General features: G+C 44.3%; 26 protein-coding genes and 1 pseudogene. 7 read left to right on the forward strand and 20 right to left on the reverse strand.

Annotated elements, in window-relative coordinates:
- The coding region (locus K6T91_09890) for a B12-binding domain-containing radical SAM protein (GenBank protein MCL6473099.1) at positions 1–1487 on the forward strand (1487 nt) is incomplete at its 5' end.
- A gap of 23 nt (positions 1488–1510) precedes the next feature.
- Positions 1511–3184: a 3'-5' exoribonuclease gene (locus K6T91_09895; GenBank protein MCL6473100.1), complete on the forward strand. Its 1674-nt coding sequence runs from the start codon at positions 1511–1513 to the stop codon at positions 3182–3184.
- Here K6T91_09895 and K6T91_09900 read toward each other — a convergent pair.
- The 5 genes from K6T91_09900 to K6T91_09920 form a co-directional block, all read right to left on the reverse strand.
- Complete coding sequence (locus tag K6T91_09900) at positions 3152–3859, reverse strand: nucleotidyltransferase family protein (GenBank protein MCL6473101.1); 708 nt, start codon at positions 3857–3859, stop codon at positions 3152–3154. The genes K6T91_09895 and K6T91_09900 overlap by 33 nt on opposite strands.
- 197 nt (positions 3860–4056) lie before the next feature.
- On the reverse strand, positions 4057–4251 hold the full coding sequence (locus K6T91_09905; GenBank protein ID MCL6473102.1) for a thioredoxin family protein: 195 nt from the start codon (positions 4249–4251) through the stop codon (positions 4057–4059).
- Positions 4252–4275: 24 nt separating this feature from the next.
- On the reverse strand, positions 4276–4737 hold the full coding sequence (locus K6T91_09910) for a thioredoxin family protein (protein MCL6473103.1): 462 nt from the start codon (positions 4735–4737) through the stop codon (positions 4276–4278).
- Positions 4738–5040: 303 nt separating this feature from the next.
- Entirely contained in the window at positions 5041–5565 is a 525-nt protein-coding gene (locus K6T91_09915; GenBank protein ID MCL6473104.1) for a tetratricopeptide repeat protein, read from the reverse strand.
- Between the two features lie 354 nt (positions 5566–5919).
- Entirely contained in the window at positions 5920–6294 is a 375-nt protein-coding gene (locus K6T91_09920) for an STAS domain-containing protein (protein ID MCL6473105.1), read from the reverse strand.
- A gap of 239 nt (positions 6295–6533) precedes the next feature.
- On the opposite strand from K6T91_09920, the gene K6T91_09925 reads away from it, so the two are divergent.
- Positions 6534–6740: a hypothetical protein gene (locus tag K6T91_09925; GenBank protein ID MCL6473106.1), complete on the forward strand. Its 207-nt coding sequence runs from the start codon at positions 6534–6536 to the stop codon at positions 6738–6740.
- 10 nt (positions 6741–6750) lie between these two features.
- On the opposite strand, the gene K6T91_09930 is transcribed toward K6T91_09925, so the two are convergent.
- Genes K6T91_09930 through K6T91_09940 form a run of 3 tightly spaced genes read right to left on the reverse strand, consistent with a single transcriptional unit; the run spans position 6751 to position 9025 of the window.
- Positions 6751–7617, reverse strand: a complete 867-nt coding sequence (locus K6T91_09930; protein ID MCL6473107.1) for an ATP-binding cassette domain-containing protein — start codon at positions 7615–7617, stop codon at positions 6751–6753.
- On the reverse strand, positions 7617–8318 hold the full coding sequence (locus K6T91_09935) for a CbiQ family ECF transporter T component (GenBank protein ID MCL6473108.1): 702 nt from the start codon (positions 8316–8318) through the stop codon (positions 7617–7619). Before K6T91_09935 ends, K6T91_09930 begins: the two co-directional genes overlap by 1 nt.
- Positions 8318–9025 carry an energy-coupling factor ABC transporter permease gene (locus K6T91_09940; GenBank protein ID MCL6473109.1) on the reverse strand — a complete coding sequence of 236 codons (708 nt, stop codon included), beginning with the start codon at positions 9023–9025 and terminating at the stop codon, positions 8318–8320. The genes K6T91_09935 and K6T91_09940 overlap by 1 nt, the downstream gene beginning before the upstream one ends.
- A 507-nt stretch (positions 9026–9532) precedes the next feature.
- On the opposite strand from K6T91_09940, the gene K6T91_09945 reads away from it, so the two are divergent.
- Positions 9533–10150 carry a hypothetical protein gene (locus K6T91_09945; protein MCL6473110.1) on the forward strand — a complete coding sequence of 206 codons (618 nt, stop codon included), beginning with the start codon at positions 9533–9535 and terminating at the stop codon, positions 10148–10150.
- A gap of 96 nt (positions 10151–10246) precedes the next feature.
- Positions 10247–11173, forward strand: coding sequence for a GerMN domain-containing protein (locus tag K6T91_09950; GenBank protein ID MCL6473111.1), 927 nt, complete (start codon positions 10247–10249; stop codon positions 11171–11173).
- Positions 11174–11186: 13 nt separating this feature from the next.
- Here K6T91_09950 and K6T91_09955 read toward each other — a convergent pair whose 3' ends face one another.
- Positions 11187–11876, reverse strand: a complete 690-nt coding sequence (locus K6T91_09955) for a PilZ domain-containing protein (protein ID MCL6473112.1) — start codon at positions 11874–11876, stop codon at positions 11187–11189.
- A gap of 229 nt (positions 11877–12105) precedes the next feature.
- Here K6T91_09955 and K6T91_09960 point away from each other — a divergent pair, with 229 nt between their 5' ends.
- Positions 12106–14262, forward strand: a complete 2157-nt coding sequence (locus K6T91_09960; GenBank protein MCL6473113.1) for a SpoIIE family protein phosphatase — start codon at positions 12106–12108, stop codon at positions 14260–14262.
- An 11-nt stretch (positions 14263–14273) separates the two neighbouring features.
- Here K6T91_09960 and K6T91_09965 read toward each other — a convergent pair whose 3' ends face one another.
- The 4 genes from K6T91_09965 to K6T91_09980 all read right to left on the reverse strand — a co-directional run bounded on the left by K6T91_09965 (position 14274) and on the right by K6T91_09980 (position 16750).
- Positions 14274–14933, reverse strand: coding sequence for a thymidylate synthase (locus K6T91_09965; GenBank protein MCL6473114.1), 660 nt, complete (start codon positions 14931–14933; stop codon positions 14274–14276).
- Between the two features lie 172 nt (positions 14934–15105).
- A complete protein-coding gene (locus K6T91_09970; GenBank protein ID MCL6473115.1) occupies positions 15106–15468 on the reverse strand; it encodes a DUF4342 domain-containing protein in 363 nt (120 codons plus the stop codon).
- Positions 15469–15577: 109 nt separating this feature from the next.
- Positions 15578–16294 carry a Cof-type HAD-IIB family hydrolase gene (locus tag K6T91_09975; protein MCL6473116.1) on the reverse strand — a complete coding sequence of 239 codons (717 nt, stop codon included), beginning with the start codon at positions 16292–16294 and terminating at the stop codon, positions 15578–15580.
- Positions 16295–16408: 114 nt separating this feature from the next.
- Entirely contained in the window at positions 16409–16750 is a 342-nt protein-coding gene (locus K6T91_09980; protein ID MCL6473117.1) for a hypothetical protein, read from the reverse strand.
- A 340-nt stretch (positions 16751–17090) separates the two neighbouring features.
- Between K6T91_09980 and K6T91_09985 the strand changes: the two genes are divergently transcribed.
- On the forward strand, positions 17091–17378 hold the full coding sequence (locus K6T91_09985) for a hypothetical protein (GenBank protein ID MCL6473118.1): 288 nt from the start codon (positions 17091–17093) through the stop codon (positions 17376–17378).
- Positions 17379–17683: 305 nt separating this feature from the next.
- Here the strand turns inward: K6T91_09985 and K6T91_09990 are convergent.
- The 7 genes and pseudogenes from K6T91_09990 to K6T91_10020 form a co-directional block, all read right to left on the reverse strand.
- Positions 17684–17860 (reverse strand): annotated as a pseudogene (locus K6T91_09990) (MFS transporter).
- A gap of 101 nt (positions 17861–17961) precedes the next feature.
- Positions 17962–19044 carry an ACR3 family arsenite efflux transporter gene (gene arsB / locus K6T91_09995; protein ID MCL6473119.1) on the reverse strand — a complete coding sequence of 361 codons (1083 nt, stop codon included), beginning with the start codon at positions 19042–19044 and terminating at the stop codon, positions 17962–17964.
- A 19-nt stretch (positions 19045–19063) separates the two neighbouring features.
- Complete coding sequence (locus K6T91_10000; protein MCL6473120.1) at positions 19064–19507, reverse strand: arsenate reductase ArsC; 444 nt, start codon at positions 19505–19507, stop codon at positions 19064–19066.
- Entirely contained in the window at positions 19483–19848 is a 366-nt protein-coding gene (locus K6T91_10005; protein MCL6473121.1) for a metalloregulator ArsR/SmtB family transcription factor, read from the reverse strand. Before K6T91_10005 ends, K6T91_10000 begins: the two co-directional genes overlap by 25 nt.
- Positions 19849–19926: 78 nt before the next feature.
- Positions 19927–20349 (reverse strand): universal stress protein, encoded by a 423-nt coding sequence (locus K6T91_10010; protein ID MCL6473122.1) that lies wholly within the window; start codon positions 20347–20349, stop codon positions 19927–19929.
- Positions 20346–20879 (reverse strand): permease, encoded by a 534-nt coding sequence (locus K6T91_10015; protein ID MCL6473123.1) that lies wholly within the window; start codon positions 20877–20879, stop codon positions 20346–20348. The genes K6T91_10010 and K6T91_10015 overlap by 4 nt, the downstream gene beginning before the upstream one ends.
- Positions 20876–21358 carry a permease gene (locus K6T91_10020; GenBank protein ID MCL6473124.1) on the reverse strand — a complete coding sequence of 161 codons (483 nt, stop codon included), beginning with the start codon at positions 21356–21358 and terminating at the stop codon, positions 20876–20878. Before K6T91_10020 ends, K6T91_10015 begins: the two co-directional genes overlap by 4 nt.
- Between the last annotated feature and the right edge of the window lie 17 nt (positions 21359–21375).

Raw genomic sequence — 21375 nt, forward strand, 5'->3', positions numbered from 1 at the left:
GAATAATTGAGATCACCGGCAAATGGCCACCTCTGAGTCTCGTCTATTTGGCGGGCCACTTACGGCAAGCCGGTTTTGATGTTGAAATCTACGACGCCATGGCCAAAGACCACACCCTGGCCGATGTTAAGCAAAAGATAATCACCGCTAAACCAGATGCGGTTCTCATAGGAGCTTTTACCTCTAGTGTAAACACCGCTATCGATACGCTAAGGCTAGTAAAAAGTATAGACGCATCTATACTTACGGTTTTGGGTGGCATTCATGCAAGTTTTCTCTTTGAGGAGATTCTTGAGCGCAACAACTTCGTAGATTTTATCGTCCGTGGAGAGGGCGAAATAACCATCGTTGAGCTACTCAACGCACTTAATGAGAACCTACGTTTGCTAGGCGTAGCTGGGATAGCTTACCGGGATAATGGACGCATCATAGCAACAGGTGGGAGGGAACTCATTGATGACCTTGATACACTTATTCCAGCTTGGGACTTGATCGACTGGGAAGATTACTCTTATAAAGTCACCGGCAGGAGATTAGGACTTATCGGTTCTTCAAGAGGATGTCCGTATAAGTGCAGGTTCTGTTCACAGCACCTATTTTGGAAGGGTATGTATAGAGAAAGAAGCCCGGAGCACTTCGTTAGAGAAGTCGAATATCTGCATAGAACCTACGGTATAGGTATGTTTATGCTGGCTGATGAGTATACCACTTACAACCGCACGAGGTGGGAAAAAATACTCGACCTGCTCTTGGAAAAAAATCTAGACATCCATTTCAGTATGGAGACTAGAGCCGACGATATTCTAAGGGATAAAGATATCCTCTGGAAATATAGATCAGCGGGCTTTGTTCATGTATATGTCGGGGTGGAAACCGTTAAACAACAAATTTTAAATTATTACGATAAGGGCCTTACCGTCGAGCAAACGAAAGAGGCGATACGCTTGCTAAATGAGGCGGGAATAATTTCTGAATGTTCCTTTATCTTAGGCGATTTAGGTGAAACAGAGGAGTCAATCGATTTAACGCTGACCCAGTCCCTCAAAATTAATCCCGACTTTGCGCACTTCTTGCTGATTACCCCCTGGCCTTATACAAGGCTCTATGAACAGTTGAGCGAACACATAGTCGATTTAGACTACAGCAGATATCATTTTGTGCACCCGATTGTAAAGCCGCTTAACATGGATATAGACACGCTTTGGCTGAAGATAGTTAACTGCTTCAAAATCTTCTACATGAAAAAGGCAAGGCAGGTGCTGAACATGAACGATGAGTTTAAGCGCGGCTACATGCTTAAATCTATCCAAATCATGCATAAGGAATTCTTCGCCAAAAACTTCGGGCATAAGGCAATAGAGCTTCCTGAAGAACTGGGTAACTTGATTGAGGAGATATTGCACAAAGACGATGGCAGCAATGTTTCCTCGCATGACGATAGCCCCACAGTAAAGAAGCTAGAGCCAAGAATGTATCGCGTGCTTTAAGATTACAATGCTATTATCATTGTATGACCGCAGAACAGACACCAATAGACAAAGCAACATATGTGGTAATCGATTTAGAAACAACTGGACTTGATCATCGCTCAGAGCAAATTATCGAAATAGGTGCCGTTAAGATGAACGGCAGATCTCCCTCCGTGACTTTTGAGCAACTTATCAACCCGAACCGGCTAATACCGCCCACGATTACCAAACTTACCGGTATAACCAACGATATGATCTATAATGCACCAGACATCGATAGCATACTCCCTGCATTTGTCAATTTTGTAGGGGACTCAACCCTGGTTTTCCACAACGCGTCGTTTGATATCTCTTTTTTAAATAGAGCGGCAAGAAAAGCCGGTCTAAAATCCTTCAGAAATCGTTTTTTTGATACCAAGCTGATCGCACAGAAGCTGCGCCCGCTTCTTGGTTTCTACCGTCTTGCAAATTTAGCTGAACACTTCAACGTTCCCTATAGGCCAAATCATCGCGCCCTCCCGGATGCTCTGGCTACTGCAGAAGTCTTCTCTCACCTACTTGAAATAATGAAAAGTGAGGGATTGGATACGCTTGATAAAGCATTGGATTTCTTCTATCCCAAAAAGCGACATGATTTCGAACACAAGATAAGCCTGGCAAAAAACCTCCCTAAATCAAGCGGAGTTTACCTCATGAAAAATAGATATGGAAACATTATCTACGTGGGCAAATCAAAAGATATAAACAAGAGGGTAAGAAGCTACTTTTACGCAGGGTCAAAAACAGAGCGTCAGCTATCCCTGCTATCAGACGTAGAGAAGATAGACCATATCAAAACAGGAACGGAAATAGGTGCGCTACTTCTTGAAAGCAAACTTATCAAAAAACTAAAGCCCGAATATAACGTGCTTGGCAAGCGGTACAGGAGACACCCATTTGTACGCATAGATTACGAAGACGACTTCCCAACGCCTAAGATTGTACGTAAAGTCGCTCCCAGTGGGTTCTACTACGGACCCTTTTCAAACACAACTGACCTGGAGCTTCTGCTTGAAGTAGCTAAAGACCTGTACGGCCTTAAACAGTGCGATTACAAAATAAAGCCGGGCAAAAAAATGTCCCCTTGTTTTTATTACCAGGCAAATAGATGCACGGCTCCCTGTGCCGGAATGATCACAAAAGAAGATTATAAAGAACGATTGGTGGCCGTTATGGATGCCTTCGATGGGCGACCCGATAAACTGCGCAATGAGTTAATAAGAAGAAGAGACATAGCGGCAGGCAATCTACGCTTCGAGAAGGCCGCGCTTATCAACAGGTCCTTAAACAGTCTAGATAGAATTGCTAAGCTTCTTGAGGGCATTAGGGATGCAAGAGCCAATCTTGATTTTATATTAATTGAGGAAATTAAAGGTATGCCGAGGGTTTATCTTATTGCAAACGGACAACTGAAATCATGTATCGATTTAAAGAATAACGAGAAATATACCGCTAAGCTGCTGCGAAAGATAACAAAAATATATTTTATAGGTAAAGATAAGACCCAACCGTATCAAATCAGCGCTGAGCAGATTGAAAACCTCTCGCTCCTTACAGCCTATTTCCATAAGCGACCGGTAAAGAAGATTAAAATAGGCAACTCGCCCACCGATACCTTAAAGTCGTTATTTTATTCCCTATCTTCAAGCAGCAATGCCCATACGCCTAAAAAGTAGCCTGCTTAAATCTTCGATTTCACTTTTTATCTCTATAGGCATCTTATCCTCCGTTATTTGACATGAAACCGCATAACTAAGTAGAGCAAGCGCCCTTTCTGGATATCTTGAGATCTTGCCGAACAGGTAATCCCAATCCAATTTCTTAGTATTCCGAATCATCAAGAGCACGTCTTGAAAATCCTCCTGCCTGGTCGCCTTCCATGAAACCAAAAGTTTTGAGTGAATGATATCTTCAGGCGAAGCCACCAAGAAGACCGCCCCGTCAAGACTTGCCGGTCTACCCCTTGCTAGGATTTCGTCTGTTAACACCACACCTTCTGGATCCCCTAAGAACCCTTTACCTAGAGCAAATAATATATCTATGATTTGCCCGCCCTTAAATGCATGGTAAACCCAATTATCGTCGGTTCTTTGGGTTTTATAACCCAGCAGAGGCAGCAAGTCTAGTAACCTTAGTGCATCCTGCTTATAGACCAAAAAATCGATATCTTTGGTTATACGCGTTCGCCCATATTCAAGCATTGCAATGCCGCCAACTACCACAAACGGCACTTTGAATTGATTCAAAGCTCTTATGGCATCGACATATATCGGTATTCCTTCCCGCATGCCCTCAGGTATCAAAGGTGTAATATCATGTACCGGGCCTTCCGGATTAATTGCAGCCTGCATCTTTGACTCCTTTCCGGATGTAGGTTTGAGTAATTTGTAGTAAGATCATCTTCCCACACCCAAATTAGATGGGCCGGTATTACCGGCCCATCTAATTTATGTTATATATTTTTATACCCGCAGTTTTTGTTCGGAACAAGATTAATGGAAATCCGCACTTATCCACGCTGGTAACCAGATCAAACCTGGCAGTACCGTTACAAGCCCACTGCTTGTCTTAATTCCTCAACCAGCGCGGTCTCGGGAACAGCACCCTCAACTGAAGCTCTCTCGTTAATAACCGTCTTTGGCACTGCCATGACAGAATAGCGCGTTGATAAGTCAGGAAACTCTGTTGCCTCAACCGCATCTACTTTAATTTTGTCGTTCTCCATAGCCATCTGGTAGGCCAAACTGACCGCTCTTGGACAATACGGTCATGTTGGGGTTACAAAAACCCGCATTCGAACCGGCTGCTGTATTTCTGCAAGCTTTCTTTTTGTATCCTCGCTGAGCTTTGTCTTGCGTTTCGAAACGTTTATAAGCCCGTCTAGGAGAGCCGAGAATTCATAACCTGACGGAATGCCATAATACCTGATGCCATAATCCCTGTCCCCAATTAAAGCCAGCGCCGGCACCCCATCAATGCTATACTGCCCAACTTTATCCTTATCCTTAATAAAGTCGTAAACCTCTATGTTTAGCTTGTCTGAGAGACCGGTCAGCTCCCGCAGCATCTCTTCGGTTTCTTTGCAATACTCACACGGCGTTACTTCTACCTTTACCGGCAGTTCAATGCTTGGTTCATCCTGAGTAAAGAAAACAACGGTGACCGGTTGTTCCAGGTTGCTACTAAGCAACTCATTAATTTCTCTTCTCTGCTCATCGGTAAAAATCATATGCCCCTCCTCGAGTGCTATATTTCACTAACCTTCTCAATATTTTTCTCCAAAGCTATGCGATTAATAACAGACAGAATCACATCCACACACCGTGCGATCCTTGCCATAGCCTTAATAGCTTAATCTTTATAAGATTATACCCTATAGGGTATAAATAAGCAATCGCTATACTCTTTAGATAAATCACCGATTAACAAACCAATAAAAAGCAAACAAGCAGCCACTGAACAATAGCCGCCTATGCAATATTTAATAAAAATGCGGGGGTTTGTAAAGTAGCGTTATACTATTGCTTTAGTTTTACTCAAGGTATTGTAAAGCGTTTGCCGCCGCCGGGTTCTTAGGATCTATTTTTTGAACCTGCTTTAAATCAGATATTGCCTTGTCTTTCTCTCCAAGGAGCCTATAGGCTCGCGAGCGTGCAAGAAGAGACTCTATATCTTTCGGATTGCTCTTGAGGGCAAGGGTAAGTTCTTTGATTGAGCCCTTTAGATCACCATCGTCCTGCTTTATTATCCCAAGTCCTTTATGAGCTTCTGAGTTCTTATTATCAATTTTTATGGCCTTATTTAAGTTTTCAATTGCCTTTTCAGTATTGCCGTTGTTGTAATATAGCATTGCAATAGTCGAATAATCGGATGAGCTTCGGCTGAATAAAATATTTACGACTTTGCTATAGTTATCAACAGCCAACTGATAATTGCCCTTTTTCACGGCATTCGTTGTTTGTTTCTTATAGTAGTCAATAGCCTTGTCCCTACCAAACGTCAATCCAACTATGATTATTATGACAATAGCCGCAAATATTATGATTTTTTTCACCATAACTTCACCTCATCCAATTCATCTTTTGTAATCGCTTGAGCCAACCTGTTTTTGGTTATATTATATATAGTAGGTTTCCAACATGTGCCATTTTTCCTAATGTAAAGCAGAAATAACCTACCGGCTGTTTGGAACTAACACTAAGTATAACCCAGTTTTGATAGTTATCCAACCATGCGGAATTTTGCGGTGCCGCCACTTTAGTAGGTATTTAAGTCTTACGCAAGTCTTCCGGCTGATACGGGGAAGTCTTGTTTTAAAGGGTTCGCCTGACGAGCTGGGTCCGCACTTGCAGTCACCACTATTCACCCATGCAACTTTTATTCGGTTAATGGAAAGATTGCCTTGCCTGCCCTATTTAAAGCCCAAACTCTTATCACTTAAATTCCAGAGGGCCTCCCTGATCGAAAAGGCAACGTTAAACAGGTTATTTATCGGGCTCACTTTACGCCTGAAAATACTGCCTAAACCTACGACAACCATCTTCCCGCCGTTCTCTTCAATTTTGTGTCTGGCCCAGAGAATCGCCGCAAGTCCGCTGTTGTCGATGCATTGCAGACCTTTAACATCCACTATTAGCTTGTTATGCCCTTCATTGATCACGTCAGCCAACATGTCTTTGAGAAGCTGGGCCGAGCAGATATCGCACTCACCTTGTACTATAACAGCGTTGATATTGTTGACAAGCACACGCCTTACCTTCAAGTCGCTTACTTGTTTCTCAAGCAATGAAGAATCACCCCAATAAAACCAAATTGGCGCAAAGTAAACAAAGTAAAAAACTCCGGTTTTATAGTTTCCGAAAACTGCCATGCGTAAAACATATTTTTCTAGCAACCAGGGAGCTAATTTAGCTGCGTCCTGAAAATTTTAAATCAAAAGCAGAAAACAAGATTGAATTATTAAGAGAAAGGAATAGATAAGTGAAGGCTACTGACTCCCAGTAAATCTTTGTTTGGGTGATAAAAATGTCAAAAATTACTTTTAAATTAGTTGACGGAAGCACGGTAACAGTTGATGAGCACGATGTAGATTACAACAAACCTATGGATGGCTTTGTAAGTGTTTGGATAAGCGATCAAAACATTATACGGGTTTGGCCGGCCTCGCAAATTGAGCAAATCGAAATTAAACCGGAGAGGATCCTTAAGGTAGTTGGTCAGGAAGCAGCTTAGGTCCTCAGGCCTAAGCTGCCCTTCCAATAAGCTCTAAGATATTGCTTACCAGCCCGCCAATGTCATTTGTAAAAGCTATTTCGATGCCTTGCCTTTTGAGCTCCATAACCATTTCCGCTATCAAAGGCGGCTCCAGGTTGATTGATTTTAGGTAATCAACCTGCTCAAATATATCTTTTGGCTTGCCCGAGAGTGTAATATTCCCTTGCGCCATAACATAAACGCGGTCTGCAATTCTGGGCACAAGGTTTACGTCATGCGTCGTAAATACTATAGCAGTACCATAGTCGCGGTTAAACTCATTTAGCAAACCCACTATATCATCTCTTGACCTTGGATCCAGCCCCTCAAAAGGCTCATCCAAAACAAGAAGTTTAGCATGGGTAATCATCGCGCCAGCTAAGGCTACTTTTTTCTTCTCTCCCCCACTTAAATAATGGGTTATTTTACTCTTAAGGTCTAAAATGCCTATCCGTGTAAGTATCTCATTTCCAAGCCGTTCAACTTCTGCTGGCGAATAGCCATAGTTTCGCGGCGAGAAAGTTACATCATCCCATACAGTCGGAGCTATAAGTTGGGCATCAACGTTCTGAAAGACAACCCCAAAGTTCCGCCGGATTTGATCAAACTCTTTACTTGGATCGACACCAAAAACACTGATTTCCCCCGATACTGGCCTGAGCAAGCCCATGATATGATTTAAAAGAGTGGTCTTTCCCGACCCATTGGGCCCCAGCACCGCCACCTTCTCGCCCTCTCTAACAATAAACTCAAGCCCGCAGATTTTAACTTCAGTCTGGTCCGGGTATATGTGCTCAAGACAGCCCACCCTTACTATATCTTTGCGATCGTGTGGGATTTTATCCCTCTCGTTCATTAAACCACCGCCACAAGTAAAATTAACAATCCTATGGCGAGCGGAAAGGCATCGTGCCAGCTTATAGAACTCAGTGGCAGGCTCAGGGGAAACTTACCTGTATACCCCCGCACAAACATCGCATCCTGCATGCTTTCGCTTAACTCCCAAGCGTGGATAAAGCCATGTCCAATGATACTGCCTGTATCGCTTAAGTTTTTCACGATGTTAAGCGGCGAATAGCCAGCTCGTATTCGAATAACGGTTATCCGACTGCTTATCTGCCCTATCAAAACAAAAAATGAACGGTAAGTAACAAGCATGGCATCGACTAAAACAGAAGGCAATACTTTTTGCAGAATAGCAAATATTTGCGGATATGGAGTTGTTGTGATAAGCAGGAGCAATGATAACGCCGCAACCGTTGCTTTAAGAACAATAACAACCGGTGCAGTTATCCCTCCTCCTACCTGGCTTAAAGCAAATATCAAACTGAAGAAAAAAGCGTAACTAGCAAGCGATAGTATTTTTGCAACCGGTAAGCGTGATATAAGCACTACAACTACGAGCGTGATTAAAGCCACAGCCAGAGATACGGGGCTCCCGCTTATGACAACAGTTGTTATGATTAAGCCAACCATTAAAATCTTAGCTGGAGCCGACGCGCGATGCATTATGCTCTCAGTATTATAGGCCAGGTTGTCTATAAAGGATATATCCACTAACTACCACCTCCAGCTACCCGCGAATAATCTATAATTTCAGGGCGTACCTTTTCAATGAATCTTATAATCAATCCTGTAACCACTGATTCTATAGCGATACCAATTACAGCAAACGGTGCTATGATTATGACAAACCTTGGTATAGATATACTTGGTCTAGCTTCAGGCGCTTGTATGCGGCGTAAGCCCTCAAGCCGCTCCGAAAGAACCATAGCTGGATTTATGTTTGACAACGACACTACACCAACCATAAGAGTTATTGAAAAAATCAAGGCCAGGATGACGGCAGTAGCCGCTGCAAACGGAAGCGGCACTAAAATTCTCCTGAAAGCGTTAAATAATAAATAACCCAGGATGGCCTCGGTACCCACAATCACAGTATTTAGGCCAACTACTGTTATGCCCCCATGTCCAAGAAAAGCGAGAAATAAGTTGGTTATAAACACCGCGATAAAGCCTAGCCATGGTCCCAGAACAATTCCTGACAGAATGGCAAGATTTAGATGAAACGGTATAAAACCAAGCGGTATTGATTGCCCGATTAGCATAAGGGCTGACATAATCCCCAAAAGCGGTATCTTGCGTCTTAGACCCATTGACTCTGTGCGGTAAAAGGAAAAGGCCAGCATTGCCGCGGTAATAATATATCCAATAACCCACCAAAAGACCGGTATTACCCCATCCGGAAGATGTATGTGCGACATAAACAATAACCTTTCCCTTTTTGCTTATTCTACCCATTAAACAGGATGGTTAATTCAAATTGAGGCAAGGATGCATCTTTTAAAATATCTCTAAAATTTTTGTCTTATCTTCGGCTATTAGGGTAAATAGCCAGTATGAGTTTTCGGGAAATCTTCCGCCGCTCAATCGGATTATCGGCTCCGGAACTAACAGGTGGTGACCTGTGGCTCAACTCTGAACCCATTACGATTCTTGATAAACCAAACCATCTGTTCATGATTGATTTTTGGACATATACCTGAATTAACTGCATCCGGACGCTGCCATACCTGGAGAGTTGGCATGAGAAATACCACGACAAAGGCTTTACTTTAATCGGCGTACACTCGCCAGAGTTTGATTTCGAACGCGATCCGGAGAACGTACGCTGGGCTATCGACTACTTTGGATTAAAATATCCGGTAGTCTTGGATAACCATTTTCGCATTTGGCATGCTTATGCTAACGCATATTGGCCCCGCAAGTATATGGTCCTAAATAGAAAAATTGTCTACGACCATATCGGCGAAGGCGATTACCGCAATACCGAGACCGAATTACGAAATTTCCTTCAGAGGATTAACCCCGAACTCGACTTATCCGGTATCCCAGTTGTCGAGGAAAAACCCAGAGTTTGCAAAACACCGACCCCAGAGACCTACTGCGGGTACTCGCGTGGAGATGTAAACAATCCTGGTGGATTAAAACCGATGGAGGAAGCACTTTACGAAGATCCAGGGAATTATACACGCCCTGGTATTTATCTGCAGGGGCGCTGGCGTGCTGACCGCCAGTACCTTGAGCATATTGGGTCAAATAGCGCAGACTACTTAGTGATCCCCTTTAACGCGGTCTCGGTAAACCTTGTAGTAGCTTCCCGCCTCCCAGAGCCGACCCGTTTCGGCATTGATTTTAACGACCACCCTTTAGGTGATGATACAAGGGGCAATGATGTCCAGGACTCCAGTGTAACCGTAGTTAAGCCACGCATGTACAATCTTTTTAAAGCAAAAGATTTTACTTCCGGTATTTTACGCTTAAGAGACCTTCCAGACGGACTAAGACTCTACGCTTTTAGCTTTGGTGGATGCATTGGAATTATTTAACCCAAGCCAAGTCTAAAACCTGGGTATATACAAATCATAAAGGTATTTGCTACTTTTATTGCAGCTATCTATAATCTGATACGAGAGGCGGTAATTATGAAACAACCAATCACAGCATCGATCGCACTTTTTGCCACTTTGGCGATTATAGGGACTTTACTTGCCGGATGTCCACGCCAAGCCCCAAGACCAAGAGCAACTTCTACAACCAGCCAGCCGGGTACAACTTCAACCACTACAAAAGGAACAACTACCACAAAGGCAACAACTACAATAACCCTCTACTTTATAAATGTACGCGATGGGGTTATGTTCCTGGTTCCTGAGCGCCGTACAATCCCAAAAACAAGCGCTATTGCAAGGGCATCGCTTGAAGAGCTGATAAAAGGACCGAAACAGGCTGGTCTCACCTCAGTTATTCCAAGAGATACAAAGGTGCGGTCGGTAAAGATAACGGATAGTTTGGCAACCATTGACTTTAGCCGGGAAGTGCTAAATGCTAACGTAGGCGCCGAGAGTGAAGCATTAGGCATAGCACAAATCGTAGACACCCTGACTCAGTTTCCAACCATTAAAACAGTAAAATTCCTTGTTGAGGGAAGGGACCGCGGCACAATAGATGGGCGGCAAATCGAAGATTGGTGGGGCCATGTTGGTCTATCCAAACAACCCTTCTCAAGAAATGAAAGCGTCATACAGGGAGCCAGAATAAGAACAAATACGATAACAGTAAATTCGCCCCGCGCTTATACCGAGATACCAAACCCAGTCACGGTTGAAGGCACGGCAACTGTCTTTGAAGCAAGCTTAAATGTGCGAATACTTGATAGAAATAATAACAGGCTGGCCGATATACCAGTCATGGCCGAAAATTTCATGAACGGCCCCTTTAAAAAGTCTATCAAATACAGACAGCCGAGCGCAGCCGGCCGAGGCACCGTACTGTTCTATTTCATCAGCCCAAAGGACGGCAGTGAGGTCACCATGGCGACGGTAACCGTGTTCTTAAATAAAACCGATTAACAATATTTTAACATTAGGTCTTCTTTACTCTGCGGGGTTTGTCAAGATATTGATCTATATACACGGCAATAATTTGTTTATCGCGTGGGCTTACACGCGTAAATTGTATTCCAACGCGGTACATCCGCGGTAGGTTTCCATAAGATATGCAGTGGGAAATTACTCCTATTACAGAAACCTGTTCTTCTGTGCGAGGCAGGGTTATCTCAACCTTAGCTTGCGATCCCTCATCTATTGGGCTTGCAGCGTAAACTAAAAGGCCAATCCCGCCTAAGCTTATGTCCTGGACGGCAACACCTTTATAAATATTACTCCTGCCATCAAACTGGACGCGATATCCTATATTCTCTGGGGTTTTTATACGAATCGAGCGCCTGCGCCTTAAAAAAGACGCATTTTCGGCCGGGCTTAGCGCGAGATAAACGCCATTTTCTGCTAGTTGTCTCACAATCATCCTGAGAGAGCAAAGGTCACGGGCGGTCGGGATGAAAACCGTTGGGGTTGCGCCCTGCTCTATATCGGATAAATCAACCGCACCAATAGAACGGCAAAAGATGATTGGGGAATCAAGCGCCATAATGACAGCGTAGGCTATCGGCAGCTCGCTATCACCAAACTGCACATCGATTTGCGTGCCAGGCTCCAACATTTTTTTAATAGATGACCAGTCTACCAAGCTGGTCGTAGCTGATAGATTATCCATACTCTTGCTATCGGTAATGCTAAATTAGGACTTAAATCGTAGGCTAAAGTTGGTAAATACTACCATCCCCATTTTAAACTATTTGGACAAATAAGCATATACTAAAGCCGCAAACCGCCAGATTAGACCCGCCCTTTTTAACAACAAATGCTGCAGACAGAACCACTTGCTTCGCCCTAGCATTTGCGCCACCGAAGGATTATATTTAAGATATTTCGGAGGGAGCAATTTGATAAATAATCCGTCGCCGCAGTTAACGGAACAACAAATCAACATTCTGCGGCTAGAGTACTTTAATAAGTCAAATGATGCCGTATACGTCTTTGATTTTGAAGACGGCTTGATCCTCGACGCCAACGATTACGTATGTAATATGCTTGGCTATACCCGCGAAGAGCTTCTACAGATAACTGTATTTGATATTCACCCTGAAGAAGAGCACGACCGCATGATTGAGCTAATAGAACTTTTTGCGCAAGAAGGTCAAATTAGAGGCGTAAGCGACATGCACCTCAAGAAAAAGGACGGCACATGGATACCCGTTGAAAAAAATGGAACCCTCTTTCCTATTAACGGGCGCAAAGTTGTCCAGTGTACCTGCCGAGATATTTCCATGAGAAAGAAGTTTGAGGCCGAATTAAACAAGCGAATTGAGGATATGCATATCCTAAACACGGTAGCGCTTGAGATAACATCCGGCCTGGAGCTTGAAACTTTATTGCCCAGAATAACCCAAAGCGTGGTCAAACTTCTTAATGCCGATGCCGGGATGATTGGTTTATACGATGCACGAAAGGGTAGTCTAAAGTACCGCTATCTTTATAATATGCCAGATAACATTGCCGGCCTCGAGATACCAAGAGGAGCAGGCCTTACCGGCTTTGTCCTGGAATCCAAACACTCGGTCTCCATCCCGGATTATCAGAGTTATCCAAAATCCCTGAAAGAGTTTAGAGAGGCCAGCGTAAGAGCCACAGCTATAACGCCGCTTCTAATCGAAAACAGGTTACTGGGAACCCTTATGGTCATGCACCTGATCCCGGAGAAAAAATTCAATGAGTACGATATGGGATTGCTTGAATCGGTAGCACGGCAGGCCGCAATCGCTATATATAATGCCCAGTTGTTCGAAGAGATGAAAGAAGAGGGTGATTTCAGGCAAGCCCTGGGCCAGCTGACTTCGCTAATCGGCTCTGCGCTTGATATAAATAAGGTCTACGACCTTATTTGCAAAGAAGGCACGAGGCTGTTTAAAAGCAGTGGAACCTACCTTTATGCGTTAGATACAAACAAAGAAATGCTTATTGGCAAAATGGCTTATGGAGAAAAAGCCGAAGAGTTTCTAAAAATAGCATTACCGATTAATGAGCCTTCGCTAGCCACCTACATATACCATACCAGAAAGCCGGTTCTTATCGATAACGTTGAAATCAGTCCACTAATCAAAGCCGAAGTTAATAAGAAATTCAAATCGAAGACCTTGATGGGAGTACCCATCATTGTAGATGGCGAGGTTAAAAGCGTGCTTGTATTTGCAAGCAACGAAAGATCTTTCTTCTTCAGTGAAACTCAGCTGGATAGGGCAAAGATTCTTAGCGACCAGGTCGCGTTTGCGATTAAAAATGCCGCCCTGTACGAGCAAACCAGAAAAGCCCTAGAGCACGAAAGATATGTCGCCATAACATTGCAGCAAAGCCTGCTACCCGAAAAAGTACCTCAGGTCGAAGGGACTGAAATTGGCGCATACTATGCGCCGACGCAAGCTGGCGGATCGCTTGTCGGCGGCGATTTCTATGACTTTGTTCAGCTACCGGATGGAAGAGTTGTAATCGTCATAGGTGATGTCAGCGGTAAAGGCATAGAGGCCGCCGCCACAACAGCCATGGTAAAGTATGCCATACGCTCTTTTATATATAGAAACCCCGCCCCTTTTTATGTTATGACGCAGGCAAACAAAGTAGTATCCATGCAGCTAAAAAGCGGCCTGTTTGTGAGCCTGTGTTATATTCTCTACGAACCGAAAACAGGAAAAATCGAGCTGGCTAATGCAGGCCATCCTTATCCAATCCATTTTTCAGCAGATAAAAAAGCCTGCAAATTAATCGAAACGAACAACCCAGTGTTCGGCCTGATTTCAGATTTCGAGTACACCCAGGTCGAGAAAAAGCTTGCTGAAGGGGATATACTTGCCCTGTATACAGATGGATTAATTGAGGCAAGGCTAGACCACGACTTTTTTGGAGCCGATAGAGCAAAAGAGTCGGTCTGTAAAAATTACAATAAAAATGCCCAAAACATTATCGTAGATCTTGTGCGAGATAGTGAGAAATTTGCAAAAGGCAATCTGACCGATGACGTTGCAATCATTGTCTTAAAAAGACATTAGAAACAGTGTCATTATTTGCTTTTCTTGCCTACCCTAATATCTGCAAGCGGCCACGCATACTCATAAAGATGTAATCCCTTCGAGACCGCAATAATCTCGCCATCTTTAACACCTATCTCGCTTGCCATAAATTCTTTCATAAGCTGCAATCCAGCCAGGTTTGCAGGAAACCCTCCCCAGAGATCCCAGGAGCGAAAATAGACATAGAAGTGGAGCTTGCCATAGCGCACACGGGTATCTACCTGGCGCAAACAAGGTGGATCGTCTAAGAAGATAGAATTTTGATCGCACACTGCCATACATGCCTGATTTGTAGCTAAACCATCCTCTTTATACATCCTTATAACTTCAAAAATTTGTCGCTCAAGAAACTCGCCGTATGTATATTGCTCGTTTTCTTGTTTTTCTGATGTTATCAGGTATCTTAAGTAGTCCTGAACATATTCCTCGGAAGCAGGAGGGGTTAGCCCAAGACCAGGAGGAATGTCAGGAACCAGGGGACGGGTACCGGGATGTGTTATTTGAATAGTAACAAAGTCAAGCTCTTTTCTTCTTGTTCCCTTGTAACTGCCACGATCAATCACATATTCAAAGCCATCGTTTACGACAGCATTGATCGCTTGAAACCAGGCATCAGGAATATCCCGGGCTACAATTTGGGTAAGCTTCATGGCGTCTCCTTAGGCACGCTTGGATTAAGGCATGTTAAGATACTGTGACATAAATATGCTAGGTTTTTATAATACCCTTAGTTGGACAATCATATCAACCGTTTAATAAAGTTAAGGTAAGATTATAGGCCACCGCTACTGCTCCATTTTTGATATCGGTGGTTTACCTTCCTTAAGCTCCTACTTCTCTTTCAATTTCAACCTTAAACCCCGCAAGTAAGCCTCCGATTACACCAATAGCCGATAGAATAGGAAGGGCAATGATAGCTGCAGCGCCACCTACAGCAGCAGCCCAGACAGGGATATCGATAACAACACGGCCTGCCCCGTTTATTACTCTTATACGGCGAACAGTCGACTCGCGCAGTAATTCCTCAATCGTACTCCAGAGCTGCTCGCCCCGGACGACGCGCTCCTCATAATAGGTTCGCTTCTCTTGCGCACGCTCTCCTGCTTGAGGTTCCTCTCTCGCCTCTTCAGATATTTCATGTTCGACCCGCGTGGCTTCTTCGGATTTCTCCGGTATATCTTCCATCGTAAACACTCCTTATACTTTGCGTCTCTTTTTAATTTCCCGTTTTTATAATCTTTACCAAATAATATCCGAGCGTCGTTAAGCAGCTAACCCAAACGTCGTTAAGCAGCTAACGACCTCTTCTCCCTTCTTTAACCAAATCCTCTATGACGCTAAATGCCTCATAGATATCGCCAACCACGATATCGGCTGAATTTCTAACCTCCGGAAGCGAGGTTTTAAATGTAATCGAGACTCCTACCGCCTTAAGCATCGGGATGTCATTAAGTGCATCACCAACTGCAACTATTTCTTCCGAGCGAAACCCGATACTTTTTAGATAGTCTATAAAAACCCCTTTGTCTAGCCCACGAGGCATGATATCGACTGCGTCCCAGTGGGGAAGCACATATAGATTTGATAGCCTGTATTCGGACACAAAATCTTTTGCACTTTTGTAGACGTCTTTGACTGCAAGTTCAGGTTTGGTAAAAGCAGTAACGCCTGCTCTGTTTGGCGGAAACCAAATGCTGTCACGAAACTCATGCCAGAGGTAATTCTTGACAAACTCAAGATCTCTTCGCGTCTCATCGGCAACAGGGTAGACGATTTCAAGTTTCTCCTCAGGGCGAAATATAACCGCTCCATTCTCGCCAGCCACAAGAGGATTTGGAATACCCAGGCCCTCGGCTAAGCCAAACAGGTACACGGCATCCTTGCCTGAAACAAGCGATATGTGAACGCCACTGCTTGCAAGCCGATGAATCATCTGAACAACCTCTAGTTCAAACGGCTTGCCGGGCACTCTCAACGTACCATCAACATCAAAAGCAATAAAATTTATCATAACTCTCCTGGCTGAACCTTTATAACTTTATTCCCTAAAACTCCCCAGTAGCCGCCGTAAAAACAATAATGGCCACTTATGTGGCCTTTTGCGCAAAGATTCGCCCTACTTTCCCTATTGCCTGACTGCAACCTCCAGCGCACTCAATATTTCGGCCTCGTCAATCGGTACATTTTCTCCGGCAATTAACAATGTTTCTATTTTGGGCACCCTAGTACTCAGCTTACTATAAAACCAGCTAGCAAACTCTTCAATTGATGTGTCCTCATTGATATCTACTCCAAGCAAAATAACATCAGATGACCAATAGGAGTCATCTTTAGCAAATACCTCTTGTTTGCTGATAACCGCCTCTCCCGGAACGATTACAGGACGTCTTTCCGGAAACCTATGGCTCTCTACCAAATCAAGCCCAAACTCGTAGTCACTGGTCACAACCTTAATTTCAACTTGCATAACCTAAAACCTCTCTACGATTAAAAAATCCCCTTGTTAAACTTACAAAATATGGAGCCGTTTGACAACTATTATCCTTTTTGATCCTTTTTGGTGACAGGCACTGGGTAATAGAATTACCAGCTAATGTGATGGAGCGTAGAACTAAAGGTGTGCATTTGTGAAATAAATCTTGCGTACTCTGTTAGGCGGCCTCTCGCAATGCCGCAATGCCAGCGTATAGCCTAATACCTATAAGGGCATTAAGCTTTAAAGGCTTAATTCCGATAATAATATAGGAGGGCAAAGGATAGAAGCAACAAAGTGTTGCTTGTAGATTAAAGTAAGTATTGGAGGGGAAATGCTTAGGTTTATAATTGATAGATTTAAGGGAAGACCTGCACTGGGAATCGCCGTAGCCGAGTTTAATAACGGCAAGGTAAATGTAACGGGTTACGATGCCAAATCTGTGCGAGACATAGAGTTTCTTTTAAGTAAGCCGCTTAGCATACCAAGATCCGCAACCTTTGGGACAGCAGCTCTATCTGTCAGCATAACTAGCGAACTTAAACCCGGCTCGGAAAAGCACTTTTTGGCAGTTATTTACTCTCTCCCGAACTACGGATTCTCGGCAAGAAAAGCAGATTAGCCTGTTAGATTAGTCTGCACATGATTATCTAATGCCAACCATCTAAAAAGCTGCTTAAATTGGAGGTTTATTCATGATCAGAGAACTAGCCTGCGAAAAATGCGGTAAAACGTGGCGGGTAGAAGTTCCCAGCCTGCTTAATGTCAAAATCCAGTCATGCCTCGACTGTGGCCACTTTAAATTTCACCATGAGCCAGCCATACGGCATGCATCACCGCATAACCCTCCAACCTCCAATCAAGAGATTTCTGCTAGCCTAAAAACTTTCGGTTGCTTGAATAACTAGTCACATGTGCCTGCGAGCACAGAAACGAGATGCCCATAAAGATACCAATGGCTATTTGGCGGTTTTCAAGAGGTACCATATCACCAATTAAGGCAAGTGAAACCGGCATGGACATGGTACCCATAATTACTCTTAGTTTTCCAAAGCGATCAGCAAGCGGTCCAAAGGCTAACTGAAACAGCCCAAACAGCAGCATGCAATTTTAAATGTCACATATCGTTACCATATCAACAACAATTTATATATAGGTTAAAAGCATCACGCGACACTTAAGAAATCTCAAGGTGCTGTATTTTCCTAAATATCCCCTGGGATGCCTACAGGACAACTTTCGTCTGATACAAAGTACTTTCTTTGGAAATATAGCGCCACGTTAACTAGCCCTATAAGAACCGGCACCTCAACCAATGGTCCGATAACGGCTGCAAAGGCTGCACCGGACTGAATCCCGAAGACTGCAACGGCAACCGCAATAGCAAGCTCGAAGTTGTTGCTTGCAGCAGTAAAAGAGAGCGTTGCGGTCTTTGAATAATCCGCACCCACCTTTTTGCCCATATAAAACGAAACTAAGAACATCAGCACAAAGTAGATGAGAAGCGGTATGGCAACGCGCACTACATCCATCGGGATTTTAACGATATACTCACCTTTAAGCGCAAACATAACAATAATAGTAAAGAGAAGTGCGATTAATGTTATTGGGCTTATCCTTGGGATAAAGCTTTGTTCATACCACGCTCTTCCCTTAGCCTTAAGCAAGGTAAAGCGGGTAAGCATTCCGGCAATAAACGGGATACCAAGGTAGATAAAGACGCTTTCAGCAATTTGACCGATGCCAATGTTTACAACCGTACCCTTAAGCCCGAAGAGCGGCGGCAAAACCGTAATAAAGATGTACGCGTAGACCGAGTAAAAGAGAACCTGGAAAATGGAGTTAAAAGCGACTAGGCCTGCTGCATACTCGGTATCGCCTTTTGCAAGCTCATTCCAGACGATAACCATGGCAATGCACCGCGCAAGGCCAATCATGATAAGGCCGACCATGTACTCCGGATATCCTCTAAGGAAAATAATTGCCAGTGCAAACATAAGAATTGGGCCAACGACCCAGTTCTGTATCAGTGATAGCCCAAGAATCTTCCTATTCCTAAATACCTCACTAAGCTCTTCGTATTTTACCTTTGCAAGCGGTGGATACATCATAAGAATAAGGCCAACAGCTATTGGGATTGATGTTGTTCCGACCTGAAACTTAGTAATTAAGTCGACGAATCCCGGTGCAATATAAAAAGACCCAACACCTAAACCCATCGCTAAGAATATCCATACTGTAAGATACCGGTCTAGAAATGATAATCTTCCCGTAATGCTTTCGCTCACTTCTCCTCCTTCTTGTGCCTTACCTGTAATTTTTCTCTAAAGCATCTGGCAGGCCCTCGATAAATGCCCTTATCTCATCCCGCACTCTGCGAAAGACCGCCATCTTCTCCTCATGGCTGCCTTCGGCTTTTGCTGGATCGTCAAAACCAAAGTGAATTACTTTAGTTTTGCCAGGAAATATGGGGCAGTTCTCATCGGCATGACTGCAGACAGTTACGACGTAATCAAATGGAATAGACAAAAGCTCAGTCACAAGCTTTGAGCGCTGCTTAGAAATATCAACCCCGACTTCATTCATGGCTTCAACCGCTAAAGGGTTTAACCCGTGTGCTTCTATTCCAGCCGAATAGGGCTCGATACTATCGCCCTTTAAGTGCCTTGCCCAGCCTTCGGCCATCTGGCTTCTGGCTGAGTTTCCAGTACATAAGAAGAGTACCTTTATTCTTGAACTATCCGGTTGCATAGCATCTCCTTATCTATCTTTAAAACAGCTTTGAGCTTTCTTAGGTCTTTCTGAGTCTGGCTGTCACGAGCGAGTGACTCATGCACCCAAGCTAACGCCTTTTGTGCTTCAATATCGCTGCTTCTATTTGAAATACGGTAATATATCCAGCGCCCCTCTTTCCGGCCCTCAATAAGGCCTGCATGGCGAAGAATTGAGAGGTGCTTGGAAACCGTAGAGGGTGCGAGCCCAAGTACCTCTACGATCTGACAGACACAGAGTTCGTGGCCATTAAGCATAAACAAAATGCGAACGCGGCTTTCATCCGCAATCGCTTTAGTTACTTCGATAAACTTATTCATATCATCTCTATATTTCGCCATATAACGAATTATACTTCCAGAGATTAGTTAAATCAAGGAAATAAGTTTAGGAATAAATTAATCTTCCTTTGCCGGTACTAAAACCACCGGCACCTTTGAATGGCGTACTATCCTGTCGGCAACACTCCCGATAATTGCCCGGGCAAGGCCGGTTCGCCCGTGCGTTCCCATAACAATCATATCGGCACCCTCTTCATAGGCAACCTGCAATATGACTTGAGGAGGGTGCCCCCGCTTAACAACGCCCCTTGCAAGAATGCCCTCCTTTTTAAGCTGGCTGACCGCATCTGAAACAAACCCTTGAAACGCATCTTTGACGAAGTCACCCATCTCTACATTTTCAACGCCCCCAACCTCCATGACTGGGACAACACCCACAACGATAACCTCTGAGCGCTCTTCTTTTGCAAGATCTGCTACAATCCAAAGCGCCTCTTTAGCTGTTGGCGACCCGTCGGTTGGATAGATTATTTTCTTCATTGCTCTTCCCCCTTGAGTCCTCTGAATCTGGATACGTCTCCAATTAGACGCTCCATAAGCGGCGCCATTATGAATGCGGAAGCAAAGAGCAGAAGCTGTCGCGCGAGCGTAAATTTCCAGCCAAAGAAGCGAAGCTCAAGAGGTATCATCGGCACTTTGATCGCCCAGGTCGAAACTATTGCAACGACCACCCCCAGGCGGGCACCCTTGTCAAGAAGCGTTTTAAGCAGCGGGAACACCCCGACCAGCGGACCGTGAATGGCAGTGCCAAGGGCCGCACCTAAGAAAAGCCCCCGGAAACCGGCCTCTTTGCCGAGGTGTTTCAAGATAAACTCTTCGCGCATCCAGACCTGAAAAAGCCCGACAAAAACAAAGACAGTTATAAGTGTCACCGCAACGCTTGCAAACGTTTTCGCACTGATAATAGCTGCCATTTTTGCGTCGTCAAGGTTTACCGTTGCCAACAGGGCATAAGCAGCTACCACAACCCATAAAAGCCAGTTTTTCTTTGCCCACGCAAGAAACTTCATAGCAGCCACCCCATAATAACCCCAACTATGATCGAAAAGACAAACGTTACCGCCCAACGCGTCAACGCAAAACGCCTGCCCATATAGGCAATCTCAGCCGGAAGCGACGCTGTTCCTACGGCAACCCACGCGGTAAGAAGTGTGGCAACTGCGGTAACCGATGCGTGCTGATCAAGCAGATATCGCCCTATTGGAAACACGGCTGCAGGAGGCCCGGATGCAATGCTTCCCAGAACCGCCGCAATAACCGGTGCCAGGACTCCTCGCGATCCTCCGAGAAGGTCGCGGATGGTCTGCGGCGATATCAACACCTCAAACAGGCCGATTGCCGCAAAAACCACCACAAAAAATGGCAGCACGTTTATAAAGCTTTTATACCCTATCACAAGCGCTTTTTTTGTGAGTTCGCGGTCTTTGATCCAGGAAGTTGCTAGCGCCGCTAGCATCACTATAAGTAAACCCCAATCGGTAGTTGTCAACTTTGTCTCCTAACCAT

This window comes from Bacillota bacterium, assembly GCA_023511485.1.
Taxonomy (GTDB): Bacteria; Actinomycetota; Aquicultoria; order Aquicultorales; family Aquicultoraceae; genus CADDYS01.